This window comes from Bremerella cremea, from assembly GCF_003335505.1.
In the GTDB taxonomy this organism is placed as follows: Bacteria; Planctomycetota; Planctomycetia; order Pirellulales; family Pirellulaceae; genus Bremerella; species Bremerella cremea_A.
The window spans coordinates 1,063,583-1,089,964 of the sequence record NZ_QPEX01000010.1 but is presented as its reverse complement, the minus strand read 5'-3'; the positions used below and the strand labels follow the sequence as shown (position 1 = coordinate 1,089,964).

Here is a 26,382-nt window from a genome sequence, read left to right as displayed (position 1 = left end):
CGAGGACGAGTCCAGCTATATATCATAAGGCGCAGAGGGGGCAAATCGAAACAGGGGAACGGTTACAAGAGGGATGGAAAATAACCACCGGGAATCAAGAAGCACAACATTTTGAGCCAGGCATGCCCTACGGATGCAGACCTGATTTTGGTTCTGTTTGAGCGAAAGCTATTACTGGCTAATGGGACCCACCAGGGATGGTGGTGGTTGTCCTAGGGCAGCTTCCTAGGCTGTGCGTTGGCGACTGGTTCTCTTTTTCCCATAAAATTCGGATTAATCCGCCTTTCAGAAGCTTGGGATTCGGCATAGAGTGACGTCAGGATAGTCTTTTCAACGACCACAATTGACCCTCCATAAATCTTTTCCCGCGTAAATCGTAGAAGGTTAACAAGTTCTACGAAGACAGGTATTCGTCATGGGTAAGTGGATTCAGGCCCTTATTTATTTTGTCCTCCGTCGTCTGCTGCATCGTCGCTACGATGTCGAGGTGCTTGGGCTCGAAAAGTTGGAATCGCTCGAAGGCCCCGTGCTGGTCTTGCCGAACCATCCGGCTTACGTCGATCCACCGATAGTCTTGAGCCATTTGCGCTGCGGTAAATCGCTGCGACCTTTGGTCTTTACCGACACATACCGCAGCCCGCTGTTCTATCCGCTGATGAACGTAATCGACGCCTACGAGGTGCCGAATTTGAAATCGCATAGTCGCGATGCACATGCCAAGACAACACAATTGATCGAGCAAGTCTCGGGGGAATTGAATCAAGGGGAAAGCTTTCTGATTTACCCCAGCGGTCGTTTGCAGCGACAAGGATACGAGATTGTGGGCGGGGCCCGCATTGCTTACGAGTTGTTGGAACGCGCCGACGACAAGGTCAACGTCGTGCTTATCCGAACACGCGGCTTGTGGGGAAGCCGCTTTGGTTGTGCGCAGGAAGGGGATGTGCCTGACCTGGGGCGTAACGCTTTGGCTTCTTTGCTGTGGATACTCGCTGGGCTTATTTTCTTTTTGCCCAAGCGTAAAGTCATTCTAGAAGTTCATCCGGTCGACCGTTCCGATTTGCCGATGGAAAGCAAGACGGCGCTGAATCATTACTTGGAAAGCTTCTACAATGCCGACGGTGGCGAAGCGGCCAAGTATGTTCCTTATAGCTACCTGTTTGGGCCCCGCGATTTCGATTACGAATCGGTCAAACGCAAGGGATCGGTCGATCTGGGAGAGGTCCCTGAGTCGACCATTCAGGGAGTCCACGAGATCTTAGAGCAGCGGCTCGACCGTAAGCTGGAAGATCGGGAAAAAGAGCCAGGCACAACGCTCGATCTCTTGGGGCTCGATAGCCTGGAGCGAATGGACTTGGCCCTGGAACTGGAACGCCAGTTTGGCTTTCGGAGTGATCATGTACCGGCAACCGTAGGGGAACTTTGCTTGCTGGCAGCCGGCAAAGCCACAACTGACGAGGAACCGTTAAAGGTGCCCGATGGCTGGGATGACGAAAAGAAGCCAAGCACCAATCACCCTGAAGTCTTGGCCGAAACGATCGCCGAGGCCTTCGTGCGGCGAGCCTTACAAAGTGCCAATCATACTGCCGTGGCCGATACGCTTTCCGGTGCACTTAGCTATCGCAAGCTGTTAGTCGGAGCAACGCTGCTTTCTAAGCGGATTGCCAAGTTAGAAGGAAACTCGGTTGGCATTATGTTGCCAGCTTCGGTGGCGGCCGATTCGGTGGTGCTCGCCGCTTTGATGGCTGGCAAGTTGCCGGTGATGCTCAACTGGACAACCGGTCCGGCTGGCCTGCGACACGCGACCGAGAAGCTCGAAGTTTCGCACGTGGTTACCTCGAAGCGTTTCATGGACCGCTTGGGGATCGATCTCGACGGCGTCGAGATGTTTTACCTAGAGGACGTTCGAGAAGGAATTTCGACCTGGGAAAAACTGCAAACGCTAATCGCGACCTACGTCGCGCCAAACTCGTTCCTGCAAAGCATTCCACAGCCCAATCCAGATGATCCGGCGGTTATCTTGTTTACCTCGGGCTCTGAAAGTCAGCCGAAAGCGGTTCCTCTTTCGCATCGGAATTTGATTGCCGATATGCGAGGGGGAATCGACCACATGGATTTCCATCGCAGCGATACGCTGCTAGGTTTCCTGCCGCCGTTTCATAGCTTTGGTCTGACAGCCGCCGCCCTGATGCCTCTATTGTCTGGTATTCGGGTGGTGCATCACGCCGACCCGACCGACTCGCGTATGTTGGCTCGGATTATCGCGGCCTACAAGCCAACGTTTACCTTCACGACGCCCACTTTCCTGCAGTACATTGTCAGCAGTAGCGAGCCTGGCGAACTCAATTCGCTGCGTTTGGTGATGGTCGGGGCGGAAAAGTGTCCAGCTTCGTTGTTCGAGCAAACCATGAAAATCTTGCCCGAACTCGATTTGTTGGAAGGATACGGAATTACCGAATGCAGCCCGGTGGTTTCTGGCAACAAGCCGGGGCATAACAAGCCAGGCACCATTGGTTTGCCGATCCATTGTGTCGAGACAATGGTCGTTCATCCCGAGACACACCAACCGTTGTCACAAGGCGAAACCGGCTTGCTGCTGATTCGTGGGGCGTCGGTGTTTAACGGCTATTACAAGTACGACGCACCGCAGCCGTTTCTCGAAGTAGCCGGGCATCGCTGGTACAACTCGGGCGATTTGGTGTCGAAGGATGAAGATGGATTCATTCAGTTTCGTGGGCGCTTGAAGCGTTTCCTGAAGATCGGTGGCGAGATGGTTAGCTTACCGGCACTCGAAGCCCCTTTCAGTGAAAAATATCCTGCCGACGAAGAGGGGCCCCAGGTCGCCGTGGAAGGGGTCGAACAGGATGGAGGACGCTGCATCGTCTTGTTCACCACCCAAGAGATCACGCTCCGCGAAGCAAACGACCTGCTGAAAAAGGCCGGTTTTCAAGGGATTATGCGTTTGGACGAAGTTCGCCAAGTGGAGGCGATTCCGGTACTGGGAACCGGTAAAACCAACTATCGAGAGCTAAGAAGCTGGATTGAATCCGAGAGCGAAATGGTTGCCGAGTCTTAACCGGCTGGGGGCAACTAATCCACAAGCTGAATGAACTCCTGCTTGCCGCTCAGCGAGCCGACTAACAGACGTTGCAGCTCGCCACTGGTTTCCATGGTGCCTGCCACCCGCACTTTATCCCCAGGCTGGAAGCCCATTTCGTAGCCGACATGGTAGGTTACGAGGGGGACGGCTTCGCTGGTTTCGTATGCGATCGGAAAAAAGAGGCTTTCACTCCGCCCGGTGATTTCCATTTCCCATTCTAACTTCATCGATTCGGTCGCTTGAAAGGGAGATGTTCTTTCGGTGGCGAATAAGATTTCTTCGTCGGTGAGCACGCCTCGAATCGTGAAGCGGGTTCCCCGATAGGTTCCTTGGTTTCCCTTTCGGTTGGCAATGGTTTGGAACGTGCGATCATTGATGAAAGGAGGACGCTGGATATGAGCAGGATCGATTTCCAGGATGTCCTCAAACTGAAAAAGGGCTTCCTTTTTCGCTAAAAACTGATTGATGACCGTTTGTCCGTAGATGACCAAATCGATATCGGAGTTGTCGTTCCCTTCTCCCCATAGCAGTGAATCGGTCAGACCGATCTCGGAAGACGGAACCTCGCAATGTTCCGCTAAGATCTCGATTAAGTCGATTGCTTGGGCGAGCCGGGGGGGCTGACTGTCACGTTGGGCGAGCAGTTGACGTGTGCGTTTAAGTGGCTTGAGATGTTGTTGGATTTTATCAACCGGGACAACAATCCGATCGGTGACGAACTGCGGGAAGGATTTTTGCAAATAGGCCATCGCAGCAACATAAGTGTCTTGCCACTTTTTTCCTTGGGTATATTTGAGCCCGGCCGTTACCAGGCCAGCAGTGTGTTGGTCGCCAAGGACATTAAAAATCAAGCCTTCGTCGGTTAGCAGATAGTCTTTATCGCGAAACATGATAACGTTTCCTTGTTCTCCCCTGCATTAGGTAACGGTCTGCCGGATTGCTGGGGGAGCAATGATGGGAAGGTAGCGCGAGGCCCATTGTAAATGATTCCTGGTTCGTCCAGATTAGGGTATATCAGGAGTTAGGCAACAGGACAAAAAAGGAAGTCAAATGACGCGATTGACGTTTCACGGGGCGGCGGAAACGGTCACGGGATCCAAATATTTGTTGGAGGCCGATGACGCGAAAGTCCTGATCGATTGCGGAATGTTTCAAGGATTGAAAGAACTACGGCTACGAAACTGGGATCCGCTGCCGTTTCACGCCGATTCGTTAGATCGCATCGTGCTGACGCATGCTCATATCGACCACACCGGCTACTTGCCACGAGTCGTGAAAGAAGGCTATCACGGTCCGATATTGTGTACGCCAGGAACGAAACGTTTGACGGAGTTGTTGCTGCTCGATTCGGCTGAGAACCAGGAACGAGATGCCGAGTATTTTAATCGAAAAGGGCTCTCGAAGCATAAGCCTGCTTTGCCGTTATACGACCCGAAGGACGCTCGTAAGACGATCAAGCAACTCACCGCGCTGCCGCGCGAAGAGTGGCACGAGGCTGCCGATCCAATCTGGATTCGCTTCCACGATGCCGGGCATTTGTTGGGCTCGAACATGATAGAAGTCGAGATCCGCAACCAAGATCCGCCACTCCGGTTGCTCTTCTCAGGAGATGTCGGTCGTTACAATGCGCCGTTGTATCACGATCCGCATGAGCCTCCACGCTGTGACTTTTTCATCTGCGAAAGCACCTACGGCGATCGCGATCACCCGCAAGGTGACGTACTTGACTCGCTGGAAACGACCATGAACGAGGCGATCGAACGGGGCGGAGTCATCTTGATGGCCTCGTTTGCTGTCGGTCGTGCTCAGCAATTGATTTACTTGTTGCAGGTCTTAATTCACGCCGGCAAGATTCCCAAAATTCCTATTTACCTCGACAGCCCCATGGCGGTCGATGCGACGGAGATCTTTCGCGACTTCGCCGAAGATCTCGACTTGTCGGAAGGCCGTCTAAATGGCCCCAGCAGCGTGCTAAACGAATCGAACGTTCATATGGTTCGCAGCAGCGCCGATTCGCGCAAACTGAACAAAGTGAAAGGCCCCGCTGTGATTATTGCTTCTTCCGGCATGATGACCGGAGGCAGGATCTTGTTTCATTTACGGCAGCGTTTGCCCTGGTCACAAAACACGTTGTTAGCTGGTGGCTACATGGCAGCTGGCACGCTAGGGCGACAGATTCAAGAAGGGCATCGCACGGTTCGGATTCATAAGCGAGATGTCCCGGTAAACGCCCATTTGGCTTCGGTTTCAGGCTTAAGTGGGCATGCCGGGCAAAGTGAATTATTGCAATGGGTTTCCGGCCTGCCGAAGCCGAAACTTGTTTTTCTAACGCATGGCGAGCCTGAGAGCGCCACGGTACTTTCTGGCCTCATGCGACAACGTTTCGGCTTTCGCACCATCATTCCGCGGATGGGAGAATCGTTTGATCTTGAGGAGCTTACATGACGCCCAAACATGAAGAAGAAAACCTAGAGCAGATTATCAATTCACCCAGCTATGTCTTGCCCCAAAACGATACCGACTTTCTCGCCGGCGAATCGATGCGTGGTGTCCGGCTACAGTTGGAGTACACCAAGCCACAAGAATTTCTGACCCGGCAGAAAATCAACTCGACAATTATTTTGTTTGGCGGAACCCAAATCGTCGAACGCTCTCAGGCGGAGGCTAAGCTTAATAAGCTTAAGGAGCAGCAACAGAAAGAAGGAACTCGTCCTGAACTACAACGGTCTATCCACAGGGCCGAACGTCAACTGGCCAAATCGAAATATTACGACGAAGCCAGAGCGTTTGCCAGTTTGGTTTCGCAGCATTCCTACCATAACGACCGTTACGACTATGTGGTGGTAACTGGGGGTGGGCCTGGCATCATGGAAGCAGGCAATCGTGGGGCATACGACGTGGGAGCACCTTCGATCGGCCTCAATATTACGCTGCCCGAAGAGCAACACCCCAATCCGTACATTACGCCGGGGTTATGCTTTATGTTCCACTACTTTGCCATGCGGAAGATGCACTTTCTCATGCGGGCCAAGGCGTTGGTCGTTTTTCCGGGTGGGTTCGGCACGTTCGACGAACTATTCGATGCCCTGACCCTGCGGCAAACCGACCGCATGCAGGCAATCCCCATTATTTTGTACGGAACAGAATACTGGAAGAATGCCATCAATTTTGAGTTTCTCGCCGATGAAGCGGTCATTCGAGATGAACATCTGAAGCTGCTGAACTTTGCCGATTCCCCCAGCGAAGCATGGAATATCATTACCAAGTTCCACGAAGCTGACCCAGAAGCGAAGGTGATTGCGCCATGAGTCGCGGTAAGCAACGAACTTTTGGTGACATTAGTCCGGTGGCCATTGTCACCGGTAGTGCAAAACGCGTAGGGCGTACAATCGCCCAGCACCTGGCTTCTGGCGGCTACCGGATTGCGGTGCATGCCAACCATTCTGTCGACGAAGCGAAAGACTTTGCGGAAGAGCTGAAAGGGCAGGGGACCGAAGCCAATGCATTTCAGGCCGACCTCTCCAAGGAAGCCGAAGTTAAGGAACTTATCGAACGAGTTCACTGGTACTTTGGTCGCATCGATGTGTTGGTCAACTCCGCTTCGATCTTCTTTCCCACCCCACTTAGTGAACTGAATACTGAAGATGTGCAATCGCTATTCAATATCAACACGTTTTCGGTTCTCAACTGTTGTCGCTGGGCAGGGGCGCGGATGGTCGAGCAAGAAACAGGGGGTGCGATCATCAACATCGCCGATTGGTCGATCGTGCGCCCCTGCAAGGATTACTCGGCTTACATCGCCAGCAAAGGGGCTCTGCCAACGCTGACACGCAGCTTGGCGATTGACTTGGCCGCCCTCAATCCGGCCATTCGGGTGAATGCCGTTCTGCCTGGCCAGGTCCTACTTCCGCCTGATGCCAGTGAAACCAAACGCCAAGCGGCAATCGACGCCACATTGGTCAAACGTCTCGGAGACCCCGAAGATGTCGCTCAAGCCGTGCAGTTCTTAATTGAAAGCCCATTTGTAACCGGGGTTTGCCTGCCTGTGGACGGTGGCCGCACAATCTTCAGCGGCCAGTTTTTTGATGCTAGCGTGCATGAGAGAAGCGATTAAAGAAGCTCTTGAAATGGACGCAGTCGATAGACCGATTGGATTAATCCTTGAGCAGCCAAGGTGTCGAGCAGTTCCTTAGCTGTGAACGGAGGATTGCGAAGAGCTTCGCGTTGCCTCTTGAGTGCAGCGCAAACGGGGCCCGGTTGGGTGACGATTAATTCTGTAAGAAAGTTGTCGGGATGAACTGGCGAGATACCAAATGACGCCAGATATTCCGTGGGGAAATCCTTGAGATTGAACGTGACGATTGCTTCTGCCTGGCAATGAATTGCTGCCGCCAACACATGCCGGTCGTTCGGATCAGGCAAGGTGAGCGAAGGAATTAATTCTTCGTAACCGGTGACAAGGCAATCGCGCACTGCTTGGTTCATTAACGTTTTGGTTCTCGTAAGACGTGCCAGCGACGTAGCTTGATTGTCTCTAAGAACGCTTCGAATCCACTCGTCATGGATCATTTCTGTCCACCGAGCACGAACTAGTCCTGCATGAGCAAGTCTCATAAACAGGTCGCGAAGCGGAGCCGGATAAAGGATGTTCGCGTCATAGACAACGGTGACAGGGGGAGTGATCAATAGCCCATTCCCTGGTCTTGGGCGTCGGCAGAGAGTTGATCAAGAACATCATTGCGCGCCTTGTCATCTCGGCTCTTATAGACCATCAGGTCATCCAAGCGAACGCGACGATACTGGCCTACCAATCGTGAAGGGATCTTTCCTTCGTCTAATAGTTTAACCAGATACGGCCGCGAGACATTTAAGATATCTGCGGCTTGTTGTGTGGTGAGTTCCGCCTGGGTTGGGACCAAAGTAACGGCATTGCCCTGGGACATTTCCGTTAGCAAGTTCTGGAAAAGCCGGAAAGCCGAAGCCGGAACAACAATCGATTCCCCGTCGTCGTCGTCTCCCAAACGTAGGCGAATCCCCGTGCCTGGGGGCAATTTGCAAGCAGCAAGCGAACGACTTGATTCACGGGCAAGTTCGGCATCTGCCTGGTTGGGGGTCACCATTTCAAAGTGAGAAGGGATTTGTGATGCCATTCGATTTGCCTCGCTTTTTTGTGAGTATTCAAGAGAATTATAGCCTTGCTCGAAACGGAAGAAATGCTCGAAATACTCGAAATTGGATTAAGCGACGGAAGAATTCGACTTAGGGGACGATTAGGTTCCGTTAACACTGTTCTAGGTAACTGAGTGGAAGGAATGCGGTTGATAGCAAACGAGTGGAAAATCGGCGCTGTATCGATTTCCGGAATACTCTAGAATTCCGCCGCGACTTTCCGCGTGCATCGGGAAGGATCCGAAAATTTCATCAGGAAGTGTTCCATGCGAGTTCGATTGTTGGTCAACCACGGTTACTGGTCGGCTGCTGTGCTGGCAGCCGCTGGATTGTCATTTACAGGATGCGGTGGTGGTGAGGCAACTCCGCCGACCGTTAGTATCGAGCAAAAAAACACCGGCGAATCGGCCACACCAGCCGCTTCTAGCCCCGCTTCGGTTGAGGTTGCTGCTGCCCCGCGAATGAGTGCGGCGGATGTCAACCCAGCACAACCATCGACGCAGCCTCCGATGGGCACGACCTCGCCAGTGTCGGCCTATTCCCAAACAGAAGCCGCCCAGCCTCAAACTCAGGTGGCGCAAGCTCCGGCAGGTAGTGCCGATATGCAGGTCAACGCAGCTGCGGGTCAACCAGAATTGCCGCCTCCGATGACTCCGGCGGAACTTGCCGCCCAGATGGACCTGGATAACGTTCCCAACGGAACGCCAGAACAACTGCTGAGTTACATGAACGACCTAACAGCGGTTCCGTTCCCCAACAATGCTTCGCCGCAAGAGTTGCGTCGGTTTGCGACTCGCGTTTACTCGAACGTGTTGAATGCCGGCGACAAGTTGTTGGCGGCCCCAGGGGCAACCTCGGAACAACGCCGCGCTGCGGTGCAGTTCAAGTTCAACGCCTACGAAATGCTCATTCAAATTTTGCCAGATCAGGCCAATCAAATCGCCCAAGAGCGAATTCAATTTGCTCAAGGCATTGCGGCGACCAAAGATCCGAATGTCGCTCGTTTCGCGCGTTTGTTCCTCTTCGAGCAAATGCTCGCCCAGTTCGCCTCGGGGGAAGAATCGCTTTTCCAGCCGGTGATGGAAGACTCGAAGTACATCATCGAAGATCCCAATGCCGACATCATGCACTTTGGGGTGGCTGAGAATGCTGCGGTTGTTTTTGCCCGCATGGGACACACCGAAAACGCCGTGGCAATCCTAGAGATGATGAAGAAGTCGTTCACCGGTGCGAAAGATCAGGCGCTCGCCGAGCGGGCCACAGACTTGGACGACATGATTCTGCAGTACCGAATTGTGGGCACCATGATGGCTGCCGCCAATGGCGACGAGTCACAAGAAGACGTCCTGGTGACCAACATCCGCAATTGGGTTGCGACCAAACCGAAAGATAACCTCGAACCGCTACAAATGATGTCGACCATCGAAATGCAGATGGAAGACTACGGCAAGATGAACCTAGCTCGGCGGATTGCTGGACTCATGCAAGAGTTCTACGGCAATCACCCAGATCCTCAAGTCGTGCAGTCGGTGGCAACCTCGGTGAGCAATGCCCAAAAGCGTACCGGTTTAATTGCTAAGCCGTTTGTGGTCGAGGGGAACACGATCAACGGTGTCCCGTTCGATTGGAGTCAGTACAAAGGAAAGTGGGTTCTAGTCGATTTCTGGGCGACTTGGTGCCCGATCTGTCTTGAAGAGATGGAAGGGATCAAGCGGGTTTACCAGAAGTACCGTTCCAAGAACTTTGAAGTAGTTAGCGTGAACCTGGATGATGATCCTCGGGCCCGCGCCGCGTTTTTCCAAGCGAACAGCTTGCCTTGGCCTACGGTGGTGAGTGCTGATCCGGACAATACCGGATTCAAAGACCCCAATGCGGTTCGCTGCGGTGTCGAAGCGTTGCCATTTCTGGTCTTCGTTGGTCCGGATGGAACCGTCGTTGAGATCAACCCACGTGGTCCTCGTTTGGAAGAACTGCTGCAAAGTGTCCTGAATCAAGGGTCAGGCGGTGTCCAAACTTTATCGAACCCGCTTCCTGGCATGACGCAAACGCCTGCTGCCCCTGCGCCGGCGGCCAATATGACGCCTCCTGCTGGGCAAACGCCCCCTGCGACTGCCGACTCAGATGTGAGTTTGAAGGTAGTTCGTTAATAACCTAAGAAACGCAAGTTGCGAAAAGGCCGGATGTTAACATCCGGCCTTTTTTTTGCCTTAGTGAAGCAGGCTACGGTTCGAGGGTAGGGGACATGGGATTCTATAATTGTCTGCCAGACGTTTATTGAGGTTTGCGCCATGAATCCAACAGGGGCGACCAACGGAAGCCCCGGATTCGTGGCAAATCGGACCGTCCCAATGTTGAGTTGCACGCGCAGACATCAATAGTTTCCCAGTCCAAGGAGTTCATGATGCTATTTAAGTGGTTGATCGGATCAAGTCTTTGTTTCCTGCTGTTGGCTGGCACGCAAGTAAATGCGGCTGAGTTGAAGGTGGGGGATGAAGCCCCTGCGTTTACCTTAGATGGCGAATCTGCCGAGCCTGTTAAGCTATCTGACTTCAAGGGAAAGAAGCTTGTCATCACCTTCAACCGAGCCAACTGGTGCCCGTTTTGCATGAAGCAAGTGGTTGATCTGCAGAAGCACTACGGTGATATCAAAGCGGAAGGGGCTGAACTGCTGATTATCTTCCGAGAGGAAGCGACCGGGGCGGAGGGGCTGAAGAAGATTCGTGAAAAAACGAAAGCCACTATGCCGCTCGCACTCGATCTGGAAGCGGAGAAGACCGGGGCCTATAGCCCAGAAGGATTCGATACCTACATTTTGGACGAAGAGGGAAAGATCGTTACCATTCTGCATGGTACCAAGCCCGATCGTCCGATGGGGGACGAAATCTTGAAGCAACTACGCAAGTAGTATTAGACCAAGAGGAAACGAATTCGCTGGAGGCAACGAAGCGATTCCAGCGAGTTTGCTATTGGGCCGGAGGGGGTTCTTTGCCAGGAGGAGGCAGCCAGGTGATTACCGGAGCGGTTGTCCCTTTGTAGTCGCGAATCACGAGTTCCTGCTTGACGTAGTGCTGCGACTTGCGATTGCCCGGCAGGCGAAAGTTATCCCCTTTTTGCAAGATGGGGCGTTTCTCTGGCGATTGTCCGAACGGAAAGTCGTTGGTCATTTCGACGGCGACCCAGCGATCGGCTCCGTCTGCCGTTTTGACGAGAAACTCTGGATAGCAATGGCCAGGCACCCAAACAGTGCGAGCCGGTACATTGCCGGCACGACATAAGGCCACGAACAGGGTTGTCATTTCCTCGCAGTCGCCCCGGCCATCGTTCAATGCCGCCACGGCTCCTTTCATGGGGCCGTTTTCATAGGTGACATTTTGGTGGACGAAGTCATAGTACGCTTTGACTTGGTCCCAACTTGTTCCCCCATCCATTGCCAGGGACTTAGCCGTTTCGACGATCTGCTGATCGCGGCTTTCAATCAAGGGGCTTGGTAACAGGAACTTACGCTGTAGGCGATCAAGACTGCGTGAATCGGGAATTGTGAGATCGTTAGGCATGGTCGGAGCAACGATCGGATCACGCTGAACCTCGTATCGCAACAAAACCTGAGCCGTGTCGCCAGCGGCCAAGCGAGGGATGTCGACCCGGGCCTGACGTGTTCCGTCGATGTCGACAAAGCGAACCGTGGCGCTACTCGGCGAAACTTCCTGCTCGACGAACTTCACCTTCTGGTCTTCCCACTCGGCTGGCACCGGGAAGGTCGCCGCGACGCCCACCGTGGGACCGAACACTTCGAGCTTGAAGCCCGTTTCAAAGGTCTCGGCATCGGCTTGGCTTTCCACTGCCCCGAACTGAGCCAGGGCCGAGGTGCAAACCAAGAACGTGCCAACGACTGCCAGACAAAGCTGCTTAACCACCGAGCACCTCACGCACGAATTCCACGCGCGGCTTGCCTCCGCCACGTACGGCTTTTCCGCTCAACTTCTCATTCACAAAGCGAACCGGATCTTTGCGGTCTGGTAGGCGGAAGTTGTCCCCTTTCTGGATAATGGGAGGATGATCGGGCATCTCGCCAAAGGCTCGGGCTCCAGCCAAGCGGCAGGGGTACCAATGGCCGACGCCTTCCGCGTCTTCCAAGTAGAACTCGGCATAGGCGGAATTGGGAATCCAGACCATGCGTGCCGGGACATCAATCGCACGACACATTCCTACAAACAACCCGGTCACGTCTTCAAAATCACCCGTCTTCGTGCGAAGTGCTGTGATGGCGTTGGTGGGTTTGGTTGAAGTGAACGTGACGTTTTCGCGGACCCAGTCGTAAATCGTTTCCACTTTTTTCCAGTCATCCTCGACATCACGCGTCAATTTTTTGGCTTCAGAGCGGATTTCGCCGTGGCGCGATTCGATGTAAGGGCTTGCGCCGAGATAGCGCCGTAACGCCAGTGGCATGCGTTTAGGGATCTTCAAACCAGAGGTATCTGTCGGAGGAGAAGCCGAGCGGCGTTCTACTTCCACCGTAATTAAGGCCACGGCGGTTTCACCTGGATTAAGCCGCGGAACTGAGATCATCATCTCTTTGACGGTTCCTTCGACCATTCGGTAGGCAACCCGCTGGACTTCGGGCGAGATCTCTTCACTGGCCAGCCGCACGGTTTGCTCGGGCCAGTCTGCCGGAACGGGAATGGTTGCCACTAAACCGGCACAAGGACCGCCAACGGCTTGGATTTTGACGCCGACTTGGTACTTGGTTGTTTTCGAGGTTCCCAGCACGGCCTCTGATTTGGCTTCTTCTGGCTGGACATTGTCGAACTGGGCCCACAAACTGCCAGGGCAGAGCAGGGCCAACAGGACAAAGAGTTTACGGATACGAAGAGCGAAGATTGAGCGCGGCATAAGTCTCGGGCAAGGTTGGAAGAACATTGGGCCATCGTCTTCCTTGAGCGTTGACGGGTAAGCGTTCCTTCACCCACCGCTCTTACTTTATCTTAGTCACTTGCTACCGATTTGGGTAATCTGGGGTAGCTATCTAAAAGAGTTTGCCAAAACGAGGATGGCTATGGCAACCGCGATGGTTGGGGAGATTATATCGATAGAACGGGCCCGGCAGAAAACCAGTCAAACGAGGTGTAAGCCTAAGCCAACTGAGCGGCAAGAAACAAAAAAAGCCGCCTGGGATGCCTAATGCATCAAAATCCAGGCGGCTCGGTTCTTAGATGGCTTAGTTATTTCGCGCCGGTGGAAGTGCTTCCACTGGAACGGCCATGGAAGGCCCACTGTACGATTCATCGTACGTAATAGCCGGATCATAAGACGTTACTGCAGGGCTGATCGATTCAACAGGTCCGCAGCAACCTTCGTTGCTCGATCGCCAGTTGAAAATGCTACCCCCGCAGCGGCAACCGGCGGTCGCGGCGAAAATCGCCACGCACGTCAGCAAAAGCGTAAAGCGCTTCATGGGATTCGACCTCATGGGAACGTTGCGACTGGGGAAATGAAAATGGGAAATGTCTTGGCTACCGAACACTACCCCACAATTAACGATGTGCAAATTCAACCTGAGAATTTCTGGCAACATCGATGTTGAAAAAAATCACCACAGCGCTCTAATTGCGTGATAGAGTTACCTTGCTGGATTGCCTAACCGTCCAACTCCCCCCTAAGCCAACGACTTTGATGAACACTACTAGTTTTCCTCGCTTGCCGTTTCGGACGTGCCTGTTCGCTCTGTTGTTATTGGTTGTTACCACTGCCAACGTCTTAGCCGATTCATCAGGCTATCGCGAAAGCGTGGATGGCTATCCGTGTGGATACCACTGTCACACGCCACGTCCTGGCGACGAAGTCTATATGATTTCCACACGCTGCTTACCTGGCGGTTGCGGCTGGGAACTACCTTTCGAAAAAGTTCAGATCTGGCATTTCGTTGTCGGAGAAGGATGGGTTTCTATCGATTGGAAGGAACTCACCGAGGCAGAATCCCCGGGGGGGCTGACTAGTGTTTACGTGCATGGCAATTGGATGAATTCCTACTGGGCCCAGCGGCGCGGGTGGGAGATGTACCACGAGCTAACACGCGATCTTCCGATGGACCAGAAAGTCCGCCACGTGATTTGGTCGTGGCCAACTCAGGAAGAGAAGCCTGCGTTGCGTTCGGTGCGGCAAAATACGGTTCGGGCTGACGACGACGCCTACTACCTGGCTTCGTACTTACGGACCTTGCCGACCACCGAAAAGGTTTCGCTCTCAGCATTTAGCTTAGGTGCTCGGGTGGTAACCGGGGCTTGTCATTTGCTGGGAGGGGGGGCACTGCATGGCCGAGTTCTCGATAAATCGGAACCGAACCAGCACGGCTATCGCGTAGCTCTGTTTTCCGCCGGCGTCTCGTCTTGTGCGATCTGGCCAGGCGGGCACCATGGCCAAGCGCTGAACGTGGTCGATCGTCTCTACAACGCGTTCAATAGTTGTGATCGAGTTCTAAAACACTACAAATTGGCCTCTCGGCGCAGAGGAGACCAGGCCGCCGGTTACATCGGTTTTGCATTAACCAGTGAGCAGCGCAAGAAGGTAGAGCAAGTCAACGCAGCGAATGTCCTCGGCAAAGAGCACAGTTGGGATAACGTCGTCTGTGCCTACTGCGTGATGGAACGTGCCCGCGACTATTTACAGTGGAAAGAACTATAAGAGCAAGCTTTTTCCGGCGCATGGAAACACCGCGCTGCGAGATCCTTGCGGCACGGTGTTCGATTGATCGATTTCGGCTCGGGACCGACTATTTGCCTTCGCGGGCCGCTTCTTCGGCACGGCTGGCTTCTAGGGCATCTGCTTCGCGTTGAAGCACAAATTCCGGGCCTTCCGCGTAGTACTGTACGTCGTCGGAAATGTAGTACGGGCTCGGTAGTGTCTGGCCACCGACGTCCACTTGGCAACCGGTGCCGGCCAACAACGCGAGACATCCGAGACCGGAGTACAACGTGGTTTGAATCCAGGTGCGTTTCGTTTCCATCCTTGGAAGTCTCCACCAAGTCGGCGACCGGTTCGTCATGAACCTTAGGGTTGGGGTTCGCCGCGTAGCTGTTAAAGTCGCGTGAATGAACAACGCATATGATGCGTAAAGTCGTTACATTCGGTATCGACCCATCTAGAACGAAACTTTGCATCAAAAACTGGAAAAAACGGCACAAACAATCGAATCGGTAAATTCCCACCAATTTGAAACGGAAATCAGCCTAGAGAAATCCAATATTTGACCGGTTTTGCCGGGAGGTGGCCTGGTGAAGCTCAGGCTGTTTTGCCTTTTTCGATGAAAATATTGCACTCGGGGGGTAAAATGGCATGAACACCTCCCGCAGCAGCAAACCCCGAAGGAGCTTGCCGATGCCATTGGCTAGCAGCCGCTATCTATTCATTCTTATCCTCGCAGTTTTGACTAGCTTGGCTACCTTTACGGATGTGCGCGCACAAGGTCGTGGAAGAACTGTCCCGCCCGATATCTATTATGCGGGATTTCCTGCGTTCTACGAAGGAGATTACGTCGGAGCCGCTGAAGCGTTCACGGCGGCAAATGGCAATGCGATCCGCTCGACAGAGGGGTTGTGGGTCGATTCGATTTGCTATTCCACCATGCTGGGGGAATGCTACTACCAAATGGGCAACAACGCCAAAGCGATGGAAAGCTATAACAAGGCGCTGCTGATCTTCGTTGAGAACTCGAATTGGATGCTGCGGATCTCGACCGAGAGCCTTGGTGCGGTGAACGCGACGACCAGTGATCTACGGACCGGGGTTACTTGGGGAGCTTCGAGTCGAAATACCTTCATTGGTTCCTTTCCTGATGTCTATCCGATGCTCCAGGGGAACACGCCTGCTCAGAATCAACAGGTTGCCCGTAATGGTGGTGTTTTGATGTCGCAGCAGATTTTCCCCGTGCGAGGTGGCGAGGTCGCTCGTTGTATTGCACTGGCCATTTTTCGGCGACAAGAGATCTTGGGCTCGGTCAGTGAACATGATGCGTTAACCCGAAGCGTCGCAGGTATCTTGCAGCGTCGCGCCGCTCCCCCGAATCATTGGCTGGGCGTGTTGGTCGATGTGCAAAACGGACTTGCCCTGGCTGCGATTGGCAAAACAGACGAGGCGGTACAGACCCTTCAACGCAGCCTGGCTGTTGCTGGCCAGTTTGATCATCCGTTGACTTCCTTGGCGCTGTTGCAGTTAGGGCGTATCGCTTTGGAACAGCAAAACTTGAATGCCGCCCAAACCTATTTCTTGGAAGCCAGTTACGCTGCGGCTGGGTTTCAGCAGTACGCCCAGGTCGAAGATGCTTTAGATGGACTAACGCATTGCAGCATGATTACCAGCCCTGGGCAAATGCCGAAGGGGCTGATCGAATTAAGTAAGTGGGGACAACTTCGCAATCTCGATGCGATTAAAGCAAAGCTGGCGTTGGCATTAGCAGAGGCCAACATTTACATGGATAACATCCCGGCCGCGTCCGCATCGTTGGAAACGGCTCGCAGAACGATGGCCCGACGTTCGATGAGCCAAGGACGCATTGGGGTGCGCTATGGTTATTTGTCGGCGTTGATTTCCTTTCAATCAGGAAATGCGTCGGCTGGCTCTAGTAGCTTGGCTGCGGCGATCAACGCCAACCGTGCCATTTCGACGCGTCTCTTTCAGACGCAACTGACGAATCAGTTGTTTGTTGCCAATACCATCACGGAGCGCGCGGCGCAGACTCTTTTCGACGAGCTATTACGAGAGCCAACCGATGCGGATTGGATTTCCGATCCGTTTGAAACGTTGACCGTTTTACTGACGCCCAACGCCGCCGCAATGGAAAATTGGTTCAACACGTCGGTCATTCGGAAGCAACCAGAGCTGTCCTTAGAACTCTCTGATCGCATTCGGCGGATGCGTTTCTTTTCGACGCTGCCGTTAGGTGGCCGTCTGCTGGCGCTGCGGTGGGTGTTGGAATCGCCTGACACGGCGCTCGATACCAAGGCCAAATTGCAGCGGCAGGAACTGCTGACCAAGTTTCCTAATTTGAAAGTGTTGCAAGAGGAAGCGGCGAAGTTAAAGGGAGAACTCGCACAAATTGCGGTTCAACCCGAGGATAAGGAAGCGTATGCCAAGCAGCGTGGATTGCTGGAAAAAATGGTTGCCGTTTCCGATCAATACGAATTGCAACTTAGCGCGATTGCTTTGCGAAGAACCCCAAGCGAGTTTCTGTTTCCGCCACTGAAAACCACCGCACAGATTCGCGATCAGCTTGATGATACCCAATTGGTACTCTCTTTCTTCTCGACCTCACGCGGGGTCCATGCTTTCTTATTCACGAAGAAAGATTACCTAACCTGGACGCTTGATAACCCTCGTGAAACCAAGTCGAAAGTGACTAGCCTGCTCAAGCAGATCGGCTTAGTGAAGCGAGACGCACCGGTCCAAGGCAAAGTCTTGACCGACCCCGAGTGGAAGACCACATCGGAAGAATTGCTCAAGCTGCTGATTCCGAGCCTCAAGCCTGGCTTCTGGGCAAATTATACGGAGCTGGTCGTCATCCCCGACGACGCGCTGTGGTATGTGCCGTTCGAGGCTTTGCATACCGACGATGGCCTTGGGGCAGGACACATGGTGCCTCTTACCGACCTGATTCCAATTCGTTATGCCCCGACGACCAGCCTAGCGGTACCGCAAAAGTCGGCCAGACCCCGTCCCCAAAACACGGCCATTGTCGTCGGGCGACTGTTTTCAGGCGAGGACGCTGCCGTGACTCAGAATCACTTCGATCGTGTCGAAGGCGCGTTTGTGAATCCTGGCCGGATCGACCGTCCCACTGCAGGGCCTTCCAGTATGCTCGCTAAATCGTGGGATCAAATGGTCGTGATCGATGACAGCGAGGACGCCAATCGAGGCGAGTTCTGGAATTGGTCCCCCGCCCAAGCCGATCGGGGAAAAACTGGTAGCGATTTGGCAGCGTGGCTACGATCTCCGCTAGGAGGTCCCGAAGTCATCTATCTACCAGGCTTCCATTCCGGTGCCGAAGATGCTCTCAAGGGAAGTCTGAGCGGGAATGATCTCTTTATCACATCGTTGGGAATGATGGCCACCGGTTCCGAGACGGTTGTACTCAGTCGTTGGCACTCGGCAGGTTCCGCCAGCATGGCCATTGTGGAAGGGATCGGTAAGCGTTTAGCAAGCATGTCCGCCAGCACAGCTTGGCAAGAGGCGATGGCCAACGTTCGTCAAATGCCGCTAGATCTCAAGCTGGAACCACGCCTCAAGGGAGTCGATCCCTCAACCGTGCCAACGCTCGATTATCCCTATTTTTGGGCAGACATGATGTTGATCGATACGGGCATTCGCCCTCGTACCGAATAAGGACGAGCGAAAGCTTCTGTTAGACGGCCGCATGGGCTCGGCGATACTTTAGCCAATGTCCCCACCGCAGGACATTGGCTAAAACCGAGAAGCCGGAGTAATGACAGATCCGTTGCGACTCCAGGGTACGGTTGATCCAGGGGGCTTTGATCTCGGGATAATCGCTACCTAAATCGAACAGTTGGTCTCCCCGTTCGATCGAATCACGTATTTGCATGCCCATCAACGCGACGCCAGGGCTATGATGTTTGCAATCTGGTTCGTATCCCATCCGAATGCCAAGCACGCGACCCTGGTGGTGAAAGTTATAGCTAAACGCGACGAGGCGGTCTTGATAGCGCAGCGTCATTAAATCGATCATCCGAAGCCGCGCGGCTTGGATAAAGCATTCATGAAAATAGGCAGCGGTCTGCTCGTGCGAGATGGTTGTGCCGGTAGACGAACTTCCTTGCCATGTCCGTTTCGCAAGCTGCACGCATTCTTCGTACAGAGTTTCATTCGGTGGAATGGGGCTCTGGCGGTCGCTTACAGGGCGATAACGTTCTGCCACAACTCCGTCTTGTTCCGCTTTCCGAACTGCTCGACGAATCGCCGCACGAAATTTGGGAGTTCGGCTGGCTAAGTAATTCTCGAAATCGGTAGGAAGCTCAATCGCGTAACTTGGTTTCCCCGGTAGGATCACGGGGGTGAACGCCTGGCATCGCATGGCCGAAAAAGTCCGGCCACGATCGATTTCCGTTTCGACCCAACGAAAATCGAGCATGTCCCAAGTCCGAGAAGTGCCAGCAAGATATTGCAGGCACGTATAAAGCGTGGCCGTGGGCTGGCCGCCAATCGGTCCAAAAAATGGCCCCCAAGCAGCCAATGGATACGTCAGAACACGGACCGAGCCTGCATGGGTTGATTCGGTTTGTTCTACCAAGGGTAGAATGCCAATTACCTGCCCACCGACTTGCGCGATCAGCACCCGCAGCTTTTTATTATCGCCATAGAATTGCCAGTAGGTTTCTAGCCAATTCAGGGTTTGGAAAAAAGTGGCATGCGAGGTTTGCGCGAAGAGTTGATTCCAGGAATAACGGTATGCACCTAATGCGTGGATATCGTTGATCTCTATGACTTTTGCCATGACGTGCGGTAATTCCCTGAGCGAAAGCAGTGCCGAGCGACTGTCAGGGTTAGGAATTGCAATCGAGGTGCCACAGCCGAAAGAGCTCAACAATGTGGTAATCAATTTGATGTAACCAATGACAGTTAAATTGGTTAGGGCAAGAGTCCCCTTTCACGCTCTTTGGTTGGCTGAGGCAGAAACGAAACAGTGTCGCGGAAATGCCACAGAGACGGCACATGACCGCGGCGATCCAGCGGCAATTGCTAAATGGAACCGTAACTTCTTTTATGGAAAGGTGTTACATTGATAGTATGCAGGAATACGCAGATCATTTTCGGGAAGTCCGCCGGCGAAGGGTTTCGCGAACACTATTTTTTCGCCTCAGTTCGCTATAATGAAGTTGTTCTCGCGAATGGGATTTCAAGGTGCGTTACTGAACAAATCAAAGGTGACAACGGTATTCCTTAGAGAACGTCTGCCCCACCAGATATATCCATCTGCACCATTGGCAATTTTAAAGCACGATCAGCACGCGCAAGGGATCCTGAATGCCAGCCGAGCTCCTTAGTCTTGTTTCCGAGTTAGAATCGAATATCAATCAGGTGGTAGTGGGAAAGGCGGATGTGGTGCGTAAGTGCCTCGTTGCGCTTCTCGCTGGCGAGCATATCTTGCTGGAAGACGTTCCTGGTGTCGGTAAGACACTTGTCGGTAAGGCCTTGGCTCGTAGTTTGTCGGGGCACTTCTGTCGCCTGCAATTTACGCCAGACCTTCTGCCAAGCGACATCGTCGGATCGAACATCTTCAACGCGAAGACCAATGAGTTCGTTTACCATTCAGGGCCGATTTTCTCGAATGTTGTGATCGCCGACGAAATCAATCGTTCGTCACCCCGAACGCAAAGTGCCTTGTTGGAAGCGATGAGCGATCAACAAGTTTCGGTCGATGGCGAAACGCATAACTTGCCAAGCCCTTTCATGGTGATCGCCACGCAGAACCCGTTCGAGTTCGAAGGAACCTATCCTCTTCCGGAAAGCCAACTGGACCGTTTCTTAATGCGGATTTCGATGGGCTACCCTGATCGCTCTGCCGAACGGGTTATTCTCGAATCACACCGTAACGGCGAGCCGGTGAATGAATTGTCGCCGGTGGTCACATGCGAGCAGATTGTGCAGCTGCAAGATAGTGTCCGCAAGATTGAAGTCAGCGAAGCGATCAGCGAATATTTGCTTGATATTATCGATGGCACCCGAACCAGCGACGACTTGGAAGTCGGAGCCAGTACGCGGGCAGGACTTAGCCTGTTTCGTGCTGCCCAAAGCGTGGCCTTGTTAGAAGGTCGCGATTTTGTGGTGCCTGATGATGTCAAGCAATTGGCGGTTCCTGTGTTAGCGCACCGCGTGATTCCTAAGGGCTTTCTGCACGCAGGTCAGCGTGAAGCGGTGGAATCGATGGTGGGACGGATCGTAGACGAGATCTCGATTCCCGTGTAACGTGCATTGGAACGGACGATTGTCCTACGCGTTTTTACGACTCCGAAAGGGGGCAGCGTCACGCCATGTCGGAGAGCAATATAAGGAAACCTTCCTGGTTTCGGTTTCGCGGTGTGTCGATTACCCGCGAAGGAACCTATTATTTCCTGGTCTTTCTGTTCATTCTCGCCGGAGCAATTGTTCGTAGCCGAATTCAATTGCTGATGTTACTGGCTTGCATGTTGTTGGGGCCTTTGCTTTACAACGCCTGGGTGGTCTATCGCAGTTTGCGGTACTTGAAGTTCTCGCGCAAGGTTCCTCACTTGCTTTCGTGCGGCGAAGCTTTCTTTGTGGAACTGACGGTCAAGAACAGCGGGCGGAACTCGACCTATGCCGTTGTGATTGAAGATCAACTTGTGCAAACAGCTGGGGTCGATCCTGAGCCTGCTCAGAAGGTCGAAATCTTTTTCGCCAAGGTCGCCAAACAAAGCGAGGCCATGCTCTCGTACAAGGCGATCATCCGAAAGCGGGGAAAGTATGAAATTGGTCCCCTGACAGCATCCACGGCCTTTCCTTTAGGGCTGATGCGAAACGCCCGTCCTGATACGGTTGTCTCGACGGTAGTGGTCATGCCTCGTTTGGGATCGATGATGCCAGCTTGGCGGCGGTTGATTCAACAAGAGCAAACCGGCTTCTCTTCTTCGAAGCGACAACATGGTTTGCTCGAAGGCGATTTCTATGGCCTCAGAGAATGGCGTTCCGGCGATCCGAAACAATGGATTCACTGGCGATCGAGTGCCAAGCAAGGGGAGCTTGTCGTTCGTCAATTTGAAAAACAAAACCAGCAAGACTTCGTGCTCTTGGTAGATGCTTGGGTGCCGGAAGAGCCAACCCAGGAACAAAAAGATCGAGCCGAACGCATCATTAGCATGGCAGCAACGGCTGTCCGTGATTTAGCTGGCGTCGGTGGTTGCCACCTGCAGCTCATTTGTTGTGGAGCGAAGCTGGAAACCATTATCGGAACGGTATCCCAGGCTTATGTCGTCCAAGCGATGCACGACTTAGCCATTCAAGTTCCGACCAGCAAGCATCCCATTAGCGAGACCTTACGCGAGACACTCAAGACGTCGAAATCTGGTTCTCGTATTGTCATGTTGACGACCAGAGACATCGACCTGACAGACACCGAACTTTTCTCACGAATTTGGAACGACCCGAAGTTGCGTACCGACCTAGGTCGTGTACGAACCATTTCGGCCGGGCGAGATGAAGACGCCCAGTTCTTTCATCTGCCCAAGGCTAAGCAAACAGAAGTGTTGGAGGAAGAACGGTGAGAGTCGAACGGCTTTTGCAGATTAGTGTCGCACTTCTCGCCGCATTGGGATCGTTGTTGCTGGCGATCGGCCAAGGAGGCTTTGCCACGTTGCCGTTAATGGCAACCATGGCGGCGTTTTTATCGGTCTATGTGACCGATATCCGAGGCTGGATCACGCTGAATCGTAATCTGGCCAATTTTGCTGCTCTGATTGCCGTTCTATTTTCGTTCTTCGATTTTTGGGACGCCAACGACGCCAAGCTAGTCGCGATTGCCAAGTTGCTGATCTATCTTCAAATCGTCTTGTTGTTCCAACCCAAGACAATCCGCGTGTACTGGCACTTGGCCGTTTTGAGTTTGTTGCAAGTGGTGGTCGCAGCTGCGCTGAATATGGGGGTGAGCTTTGGGCTTATGCTCATTCCCTATTCGCTGACCGCTTTGACAACGCTCTGTCTGTTCTTCATCTTTCGCGAAACGCTGCGAGTCGACCCTGAACTTCGGGCCGCGCACGATGCCGTTGAGAACCGTCCTTTGTTTACTCTATTCGGAGGCAAGGGCACGGATTCGAGCGGTATGGCTGGCAACCCAACGGCAGACGTGACACTTGTTGGGCAATTGCCAGCGAATTTGTCGACGGTTTTCTCCAGTGGCAAGATGTTCGCTCAGGTGTTGAAGATGTCTTTCTTCACCCTCTGCGCTACCGTGATTCTGTTCTATAGCTTTCCTCGCTTTGACGAGGGTGGGGCCCTGGGGCAATCACTTGGTGGTGGTCTCGGAACACAAACCGGTTTCAAAGATCAGATCTCGCTCAACGAAATGGGGCAGATTCTGCAAAGCGATAAATTCGTGATGCGGGTTCGGCTGACCGAAGTCGATTCAGGCAAGCTGAAAGATACCGAATATGAACCCTATTTTCGCGGTACGTCGCTAAGCACGTATATCCCCAATAACAAGACTTGGATTGTGGGAAACCTACGCGAATACCGCGTTTCCGAAATTAAGCCGCCTCCGCCTGGGCAAGAGTATGTCCGGCAGACGATTGCCACGAATCAGAACATGCGATTCGATCGTACGAATGATGGCGTCTTGTTGTTTAGCATGTACCCGGCATACGCTTCCAAGAATACTTCGCCTGATATCGTTGATAACCAGACGCTGGGAATTCTCTCGATGTCCAGCGATACCCGTACGAACGAACGGCAACCGGAAGAATACGAATTAATTGTGCCGTGGTATCCGTTCGGTACGAAAAGCAATCTGAGGCCATGTCGGCATCCGCTTTCCGATCGCGAATTTCGTTCGTACCTAACTCGTGATTTAACTCAGGTCCCTCTCGATAAAGATTTTGCCAACACACTTTTTCCCGGACTCTGGAAACTGGCTAACGATCTGGCAACGAATGTCACGACCGGAGAGAACGGAGAACGATCGCAGGCAGCCATCGCCCAGCGTATGGAGCGATATTTTGTCAACGATGGCAACTATACCTACTCGCTGCATGTCTTGCCGCATTTAAAGAACACGCGGCTTGATCCAATCGAGGACTTTGTGGTGAACCATAAGACTGGGCATTGCGAGTTCTTCGCGAGTGCGTTGGCGATTATGTTGCGCACGCAAGATATTCCTGCGCGGGTGGTGGTTGGTTACAAAGGGGGCGAGTTCAACTCGTTTGGCAAGTATTACGCCGTCAAGCAGAAGCATGCCCACGCCTGGGTTGAATGTTATCTGCGGTCCGATCAACTGCCAGCCGGCGTAAAACCGGAAGAGTTTCCCAATGGAGCTTGGCTACGACTTGATCCGACCCCGGCTTCTCGTTTATCACCCAATCGTCAATCGACGGGAACCATTTTCGATACGTTTCTCGATTGGTTCGACTATGTCGAACTGGCGTGGCGTGATTACGTGGTGGATATGAACTATGATCGCCAAACCAAGGATATCTACAAACCGTTGACGGATAACTTGGTGAAGCCATTCGAGGGTTGGATCAGCCGCGAGCAGTGGATGAAATTCTTCCGCAATACGTTAGAGTCGATGGGCATTCATCTGAGCGATGAATGGTTCAGCGGAATTGCCTCGATATTTACGATGTTGATCTTGTTGGTGCTGGTGGTCTTCTTCGAGATTTGCCGCACCATATTGCGACATGCTTGGCCACGTTTGCGGAGGCTATTTGCGAAGTGGTTTCCGGCCAGCACGCATCGTGCAGGCTTCTATTTCAAGCTTGAAAGAATGTTGGCCAAAGCAGGCTGGCAGCGAGATAAGTCAGACACCCCCCGCGAGTTCATCGATCGCGTGATTTCTGATTGTCGCAGCCGCAATATCGGTGGTGAAATGGTTTCGCCGATGAGCGAATTGCTCGATTGGTATTATCAAATTCGGTTCGGCGGTCGAACCCTGGCTCCTCAGCAGCAAGAAGCGATTGGCGAATATCTCTCGGTGGTTGAACAGCAAACGACGGTGATTCGCCAAAAGAAAGCGTTTGCCAAGTAAGCTGTTGGTTGGCTACCAATCCTCGCCCGCGACCTTGCCTTTGCGTTCTACGCTGCCAATCGAATAGGGGCCAACCAACGGAAGCCCCGGAATTGGTAGATGATCCACATGGAATCAAGTTTCGATTAGGTGCGCAGAGCCGCAAGCTTAGCTCGGTCGCGGCTGCAGGATTGAAAGGGGCTTACACGTTGAACAGGAAGTGGCAGATGTCGCCGTCGTGCATGACGTAGCTCTTCCCTTCCACGCGTAGCTTGCCTGCTTCGCGAATCGCCTTTTCGCTTTTGTAGGTTTCCAGGTCGGCGAGTGAATAAACTTCGGCACGAATAAATCCGCGTTCAAAGTCCGAGTGAATCACGCCGGCTCCCTGAGGAGCGGTTGCTCCGACCGGAATCGTCCACGCGCGGACTTCTTTCTCTCCGGCGGTAAAATAGCTTTGCAGCCCCAGCAACTTGTAGGCAGCGCGAGCCACGACCGCCAGGGCAGGCTCTTCCAGGCCGACGCTTTCGAGCATTTCGCGGCGATCTTCATCGTCGAGTTCAATCAGTTCCGACTCGATTTTCGCACAAACAGGGACCACCTCGCCCCCTTCTTCAGCGGCGCGGGCACGAACTCTTTCGACAATTTCCCCATCACCGGTCAGGTTGTCTTCGTCTACGTTGGCCAAATATAAAACGCTCTTGGCGGTCAAAAGGCCGAAGTTGCGAACGATCTTGAACATCTCAGGGTCATTCCACTCGGCACTTCGAAGCGGCTTGCCGTCGGCCAAAAGGGCATGGCATTGGTTCAAGATTTCGACTTTGGCCTTGGCGTCTTTGTCGCCAGAACGAGCCGTGCGGGCGGCTTTGTCGCGAGCCGATTCCACCGATTGCAGGTCGGCCAGCATGAGCTCGGTATCAATCGTTTCGATATCGCGAATCGGATCGACGCTGCCGTCAACGTGAACCACATTGGGTTCCTGAAAGCAGCGGACAACGTGGATGATGGCGTCGACTTCTCGGATGTGCGAGAGGAATTTGTTCCCCAGGCCTTCCCCTTCGGAGGCCCCCCGCACAATCCCAGCGATATCTACCAAGCGTAAAATTGCGGGGATTACCTTTTGGGTTTTGACATAGCTTTGGATCGTTTCCAGCCGCGGATCCGGCACCGGCACGATCCCTACGTTGGGTTCGATGGTGCAGAACGGATAGTTTTCGCTGGCGATGCCTGCGGCGGTCAATGCGTTGAACAGGGTAGATTTACCGACATTCGGCAGCCCGACAATTCCGGCTTCCATGAACTCTCGCTTGGTTTGGCAAAAGAGGCGATAGCGGGCACCACATACCAAAAGGTGCCCAAGGCGAACTGCTGATTTTACCGGAAA

General features: G+C 53.3%; 20 protein-coding genes. 11 read left to right on the top strand and 9 right to left on the bottom strand.

The annotated features are described in order from the left end of the window. Nucleotides 1-415: 415 nt before the first annotated feature. Nucleotides 416-3,073 (top strand): AMP-binding protein, encoded by a 2,658-nt coding sequence (locus DTL42_RS05405; protein WP_114367640.1) that lies wholly within the window; start codon nucleotides 416-418, stop codon nucleotides 3,071-3,073. Between the two features lie 14 nt (nucleotides 3,074-3,087). Here the strand turns inward: DTL42_RS05405 and DTL42_RS05400 are convergent, their stop codons facing one another. Then, the gene (locus DTL42_RS05400) at nucleotides 3,088-3,987 is read right to left on the bottom strand and encodes a hypothetical protein (RefSeq protein WP_114367639.1); all 900 of its coding nucleotides are present in this window, start codon (nucleotides 3,985-3,987) and stop codon (nucleotides 3,088-3,090) included. A 160-nt stretch (nucleotides 3,988-4,147) separates the two neighbouring features. Between DTL42_RS05400 and DTL42_RS05395 the strand changes: the two genes are divergently transcribed. Genes DTL42_RS05395 through DTL42_RS05385 form a run of 3 tightly spaced genes read left to right on the top strand, consistent with a single transcriptional unit; the run spans nucleotide 4,148 to nucleotide 7,211 of the window. Next, nucleotides 4,148-5,542 (top strand): MBL fold metallo-hydrolase RNA specificity domain-containing protein, encoded by a 1,395-nt coding sequence (locus DTL42_RS05395; RefSeq protein WP_114367638.1) that lies wholly within the window; start codon nucleotides 4,148-4,150, stop codon nucleotides 5,540-5,542. Further along, on the top strand, nucleotides 5,539-6,405 hold the full coding sequence (locus tag DTL42_RS05390) for an LOG family protein (protein WP_114367637.1): 867 nt from the start codon (nucleotides 5,539-5,541) through the stop codon (nucleotides 6,403-6,405). Before DTL42_RS05395 ends, DTL42_RS05390 begins: the two co-directional genes overlap by 4 nt. Further along, nucleotides 6,402-7,211, top strand: a complete 810-nt coding sequence (locus DTL42_RS05385) for an SDR family oxidoreductase (RefSeq protein WP_114367636.1) — start codon at nucleotides 6,402-6,404, stop codon at nucleotides 7,209-7,211. Before DTL42_RS05390 ends, DTL42_RS05385 begins: the two co-directional genes overlap by 4 nt. On the opposite strand, the gene DTL42_RS05380 is transcribed toward DTL42_RS05385, so the two are convergent. Further along, the gene (locus DTL42_RS05380) at nucleotides 7,208-7,783 is read right to left on the bottom strand and encodes a PIN domain-containing protein (RefSeq protein ID WP_234824079.1); all 576 of its coding nucleotides are present in this window, start codon (nucleotides 7,781-7,783) and stop codon (nucleotides 7,208-7,210) included. The genes DTL42_RS05385 and DTL42_RS05380 overlap by 4 nt on opposite strands. After that, nucleotides 7,780-8,247, bottom strand: a complete 468-nt coding sequence (locus tag DTL42_RS05375; RefSeq protein WP_114367635.1) for an excisionase family DNA-binding protein — start codon at nucleotides 8,245-8,247, stop codon at nucleotides 7,780-7,782. Before DTL42_RS05375 ends, DTL42_RS05380 begins: the two co-directional genes overlap by 4 nt. 285 nt (nucleotides 8,248-8,532) lie before the next feature. On the opposite strand from DTL42_RS05375, the gene DTL42_RS05370 reads away from it, so the two are divergent. Together DTL42_RS05370 and DTL42_RS05365 are read left to right on the top strand one after the other, a co-directional pair. Further along, entirely contained in the window at nucleotides 8,533-10,413 is a 1,881-nt protein-coding gene (locus tag DTL42_RS05370; RefSeq protein ID WP_114367634.1) for a TlpA family protein disulfide reductase, read from the top strand. A 251-nt stretch (nucleotides 10,414-10,664) separates the two neighbouring features. After that, nucleotides 10,665-11,171 (top strand): peroxiredoxin family protein, encoded by a 507-nt coding sequence (locus DTL42_RS05365; RefSeq protein ID WP_114367633.1) that lies wholly within the window; start codon nucleotides 10,665-10,667, stop codon nucleotides 11,169-11,171. Between the two features lie 58 nt (nucleotides 11,172-11,229). Here DTL42_RS05365 and DTL42_RS05360 read toward each other — a convergent pair whose 3' ends face one another. From DTL42_RS05360 to DTL42_RS05350, 3 genes are all read right to left on the bottom strand, one after another. Next, nucleotides 11,230-12,180: a transglutaminase-like domain-containing protein gene (locus DTL42_RS05360; RefSeq protein WP_114367632.1), complete on the bottom strand. Its 951-nt coding sequence runs from the start codon at nucleotides 12,178-12,180 to the stop codon at nucleotides 11,230-11,232. Further along, entirely contained in the window at nucleotides 12,173-13,156 is a 984-nt protein-coding gene (locus tag DTL42_RS05355) for a transglutaminase-like domain-containing protein (RefSeq protein WP_158545242.1), read from the bottom strand. Before DTL42_RS05355 ends, DTL42_RS05360 begins: the two co-directional genes overlap by 8 nt. A 325-nt stretch (nucleotides 13,157-13,481) precedes the next feature. Further along, entirely contained in the window at nucleotides 13,482-13,718 is a 237-nt protein-coding gene (locus DTL42_RS05350; protein WP_114367630.1) for a hypothetical protein, read from the bottom strand. Between the two features lie 218 nt (nucleotides 13,719-13,936). On the opposite strand from DTL42_RS05350, the gene DTL42_RS05345 reads away from it, so the two are divergent. Continuing rightward, entirely contained in the window at nucleotides 13,937-14,944 is a 1,008-nt protein-coding gene (locus DTL42_RS05345) for a hypothetical protein (RefSeq protein ID WP_114367629.1), read from the top strand. An 88-nt stretch (nucleotides 14,945-15,032) separates the two neighbouring features. Here the strand turns inward: DTL42_RS05345 and DTL42_RS05340 are convergent, their stop codons facing one another. After that, nucleotides 15,033-15,266 carry a hypothetical protein gene (locus tag DTL42_RS05340; RefSeq protein WP_114367628.1) on the bottom strand — a complete coding sequence of 78 codons (234 nt, stop codon included), beginning with the start codon at nucleotides 15,264-15,266 and terminating at the stop codon, nucleotides 15,033-15,035. 371 nt (nucleotides 15,267-15,637) lie between these two features. Between DTL42_RS05340 and DTL42_RS05335 the strand changes: the two genes are divergently transcribed. Beyond that, a complete protein-coding gene (locus tag DTL42_RS05335; RefSeq protein WP_158545241.1) occupies nucleotides 15,638-18,637 on the top strand; it encodes a CHAT domain-containing protein in 3,000 nt (999 codons plus the stop codon). Nucleotides 18,638-18,656: 19 nt separating this feature from the next. Here DTL42_RS05335 and DTL42_RS05330 read toward each other — a convergent pair whose 3' ends face one another. Beyond that, the gene (locus DTL42_RS05330) at nucleotides 18,657-19,763 is read right to left on the bottom strand and encodes a GNAT family N-acetyltransferase (protein ID WP_114367626.1); all 1,107 of its coding nucleotides are present in this window, start codon (nucleotides 19,761-19,763) and stop codon (nucleotides 18,657-18,659) included. Nucleotides 19,764-20,293: 530 nt separating this feature from the next. Between DTL42_RS05330 and DTL42_RS05325 the strand changes: the two genes are divergently transcribed. From DTL42_RS05325 to DTL42_RS05315, 3 genes are all read left to right on the top strand, one after another. Next, entirely contained in the window at nucleotides 20,294-21,235 is a 942-nt protein-coding gene (locus DTL42_RS05325; RefSeq protein ID WP_114367625.1) for an AAA family ATPase, read from the top strand. A gap of 113 nt (nucleotides 21,236-21,348) precedes the next feature. Further along, nucleotides 21,349-22,548 carry a DUF58 domain-containing protein gene (locus DTL42_RS05320; RefSeq protein ID WP_158545240.1) on the top strand — a complete coding sequence of 400 codons (1,200 nt, stop codon included), beginning with the start codon at nucleotides 21,349-21,351 and terminating at the stop codon, nucleotides 22,546-22,548. After that, nucleotides 22,545-25,022, top strand: a complete 2,478-nt coding sequence (locus tag DTL42_RS05315) for a transglutaminase TgpA family protein (protein WP_114367623.1) — start codon at nucleotides 22,545-22,547, stop codon at nucleotides 25,020-25,022. The genes DTL42_RS05320 and DTL42_RS05315 overlap by 4 nt, the downstream gene beginning before the upstream one ends. A 181-nt stretch (nucleotides 25,023-25,203) precedes the next feature. On the opposite strand, the gene ychF is transcribed toward DTL42_RS05315, so the two are convergent. Continuing rightward, complete coding sequence (gene ychF, locus DTL42_RS05310) at nucleotides 25,204-26,295, bottom strand: redox-regulated ATPase YchF (RefSeq protein ID WP_114367622.1); 1,092 nt, start codon at nucleotides 26,293-26,295, stop codon at nucleotides 25,204-25,206. Between the last annotated feature and the right edge of the window lie 87 nt (nucleotides 26,296-26,382).

Bases quoted from the DNA above. Each gene is read 5' to 3' on its own strand.
- DTL42_RS05365 (WP_114367633.1), top strand. From the start codon at position 10,665: ATGATGCTATTTAAGTGGTTGATCGGATCAAGTCTTTGTTTCCTGCTG.
- DTL42_RS05405 (WP_114367640.1), top strand. From the start codon at position 416: ATGGGTAAGTGGATTCAGGCCCTTATTTATTTTGTCCTCCGTCGTCTG.
- DTL42_RS05395 (WP_114367638.1), top strand. From the start codon at position 4,148: ATGACGCGATTGACGTTTCACGGGGCGGCGGAAACGGTCACGGGATCC.
- DTL42_RS05390 (WP_114367637.1), top strand. From the start codon at position 5,539: ATGACGCCCAAACATGAAGAAGAAAACCTAGAGCAGATTATCAATTCA.
- DTL42_RS05385 (WP_114367636.1), top strand. From the start codon at position 6,402: ATGAGTCGCGGTAAGCAACGAACTTTTGGTGACATTAGTCCGGTGGCC.
- DTL42_RS05340 (WP_114367628.1), bottom strand. From the start codon at position 15,266: ATGGAAACGAAACGCACCTGGATTCAAACCACGTTGTACTCCGGTCTC.
- DTL42_RS05330 (WP_114367626.1), bottom strand. From the start codon at position 19,763: ATGGCAAAAGTCATAGAGATCAACGATATCCACGCATTAGGTGCATAC.
- DTL42_RS05355 (WP_158545242.1), bottom strand. From the start codon at position 13,156: ATGCCGCGCTCAATCTTCGCTCTTCGTATCCGTAAACTCTTTGTCCTG.
- DTL42_RS05400 (WP_114367639.1), bottom strand. From the start codon at position 3,987: ATGTTTCGCGATAAAGACTATCTGCTAACCGACGAAGGCTTGATTTTT.
- DTL42_RS05375 (WP_114367635.1), bottom strand. From the start codon at position 8,247: ATGGCATCACAAATCCCTTCTCACTTTGAAATGGTGACCCCCAACCAG.
- DTL42_RS05370 (WP_114367634.1), top strand. From the start codon at position 8,533: ATGCGAGTTCGATTGTTGGTCAACCACGGTTACTGGTCGGCTGCTGTG.
- DTL42_RS05325 (WP_114367625.1), top strand. From the start codon at position 20,294: ATGCCAGCCGAGCTCCTTAGTCTTGTTTCCGAGTTAGAATCGAATATC.
- DTL42_RS05345 (WP_114367629.1), top strand. From the start codon at position 13,937: ATGAACACTACTAGTTTTCCTCGCTTGCCGTTTCGGACGTGCCTGTTC.
- DTL42_RS05350 (WP_114367630.1), bottom strand. From the start codon at position 13,718: ATGAAGCGCTTTACGCTTTTGCTGACGTGCGTGGCGATTTTCGCCGCG.
- ychF (WP_114367622.1), bottom strand. From the start codon at position 26,295: ATGGAAGCCGGAATTGTCGGGCTGCCGAATGTCGGTAAATCTACCCTG.
- DTL42_RS05335 (WP_158545241.1), top strand. From the start codon at position 15,638: ATGCCATTGGCTAGCAGCCGCTATCTATTCATTCTTATCCTCGCAGTT.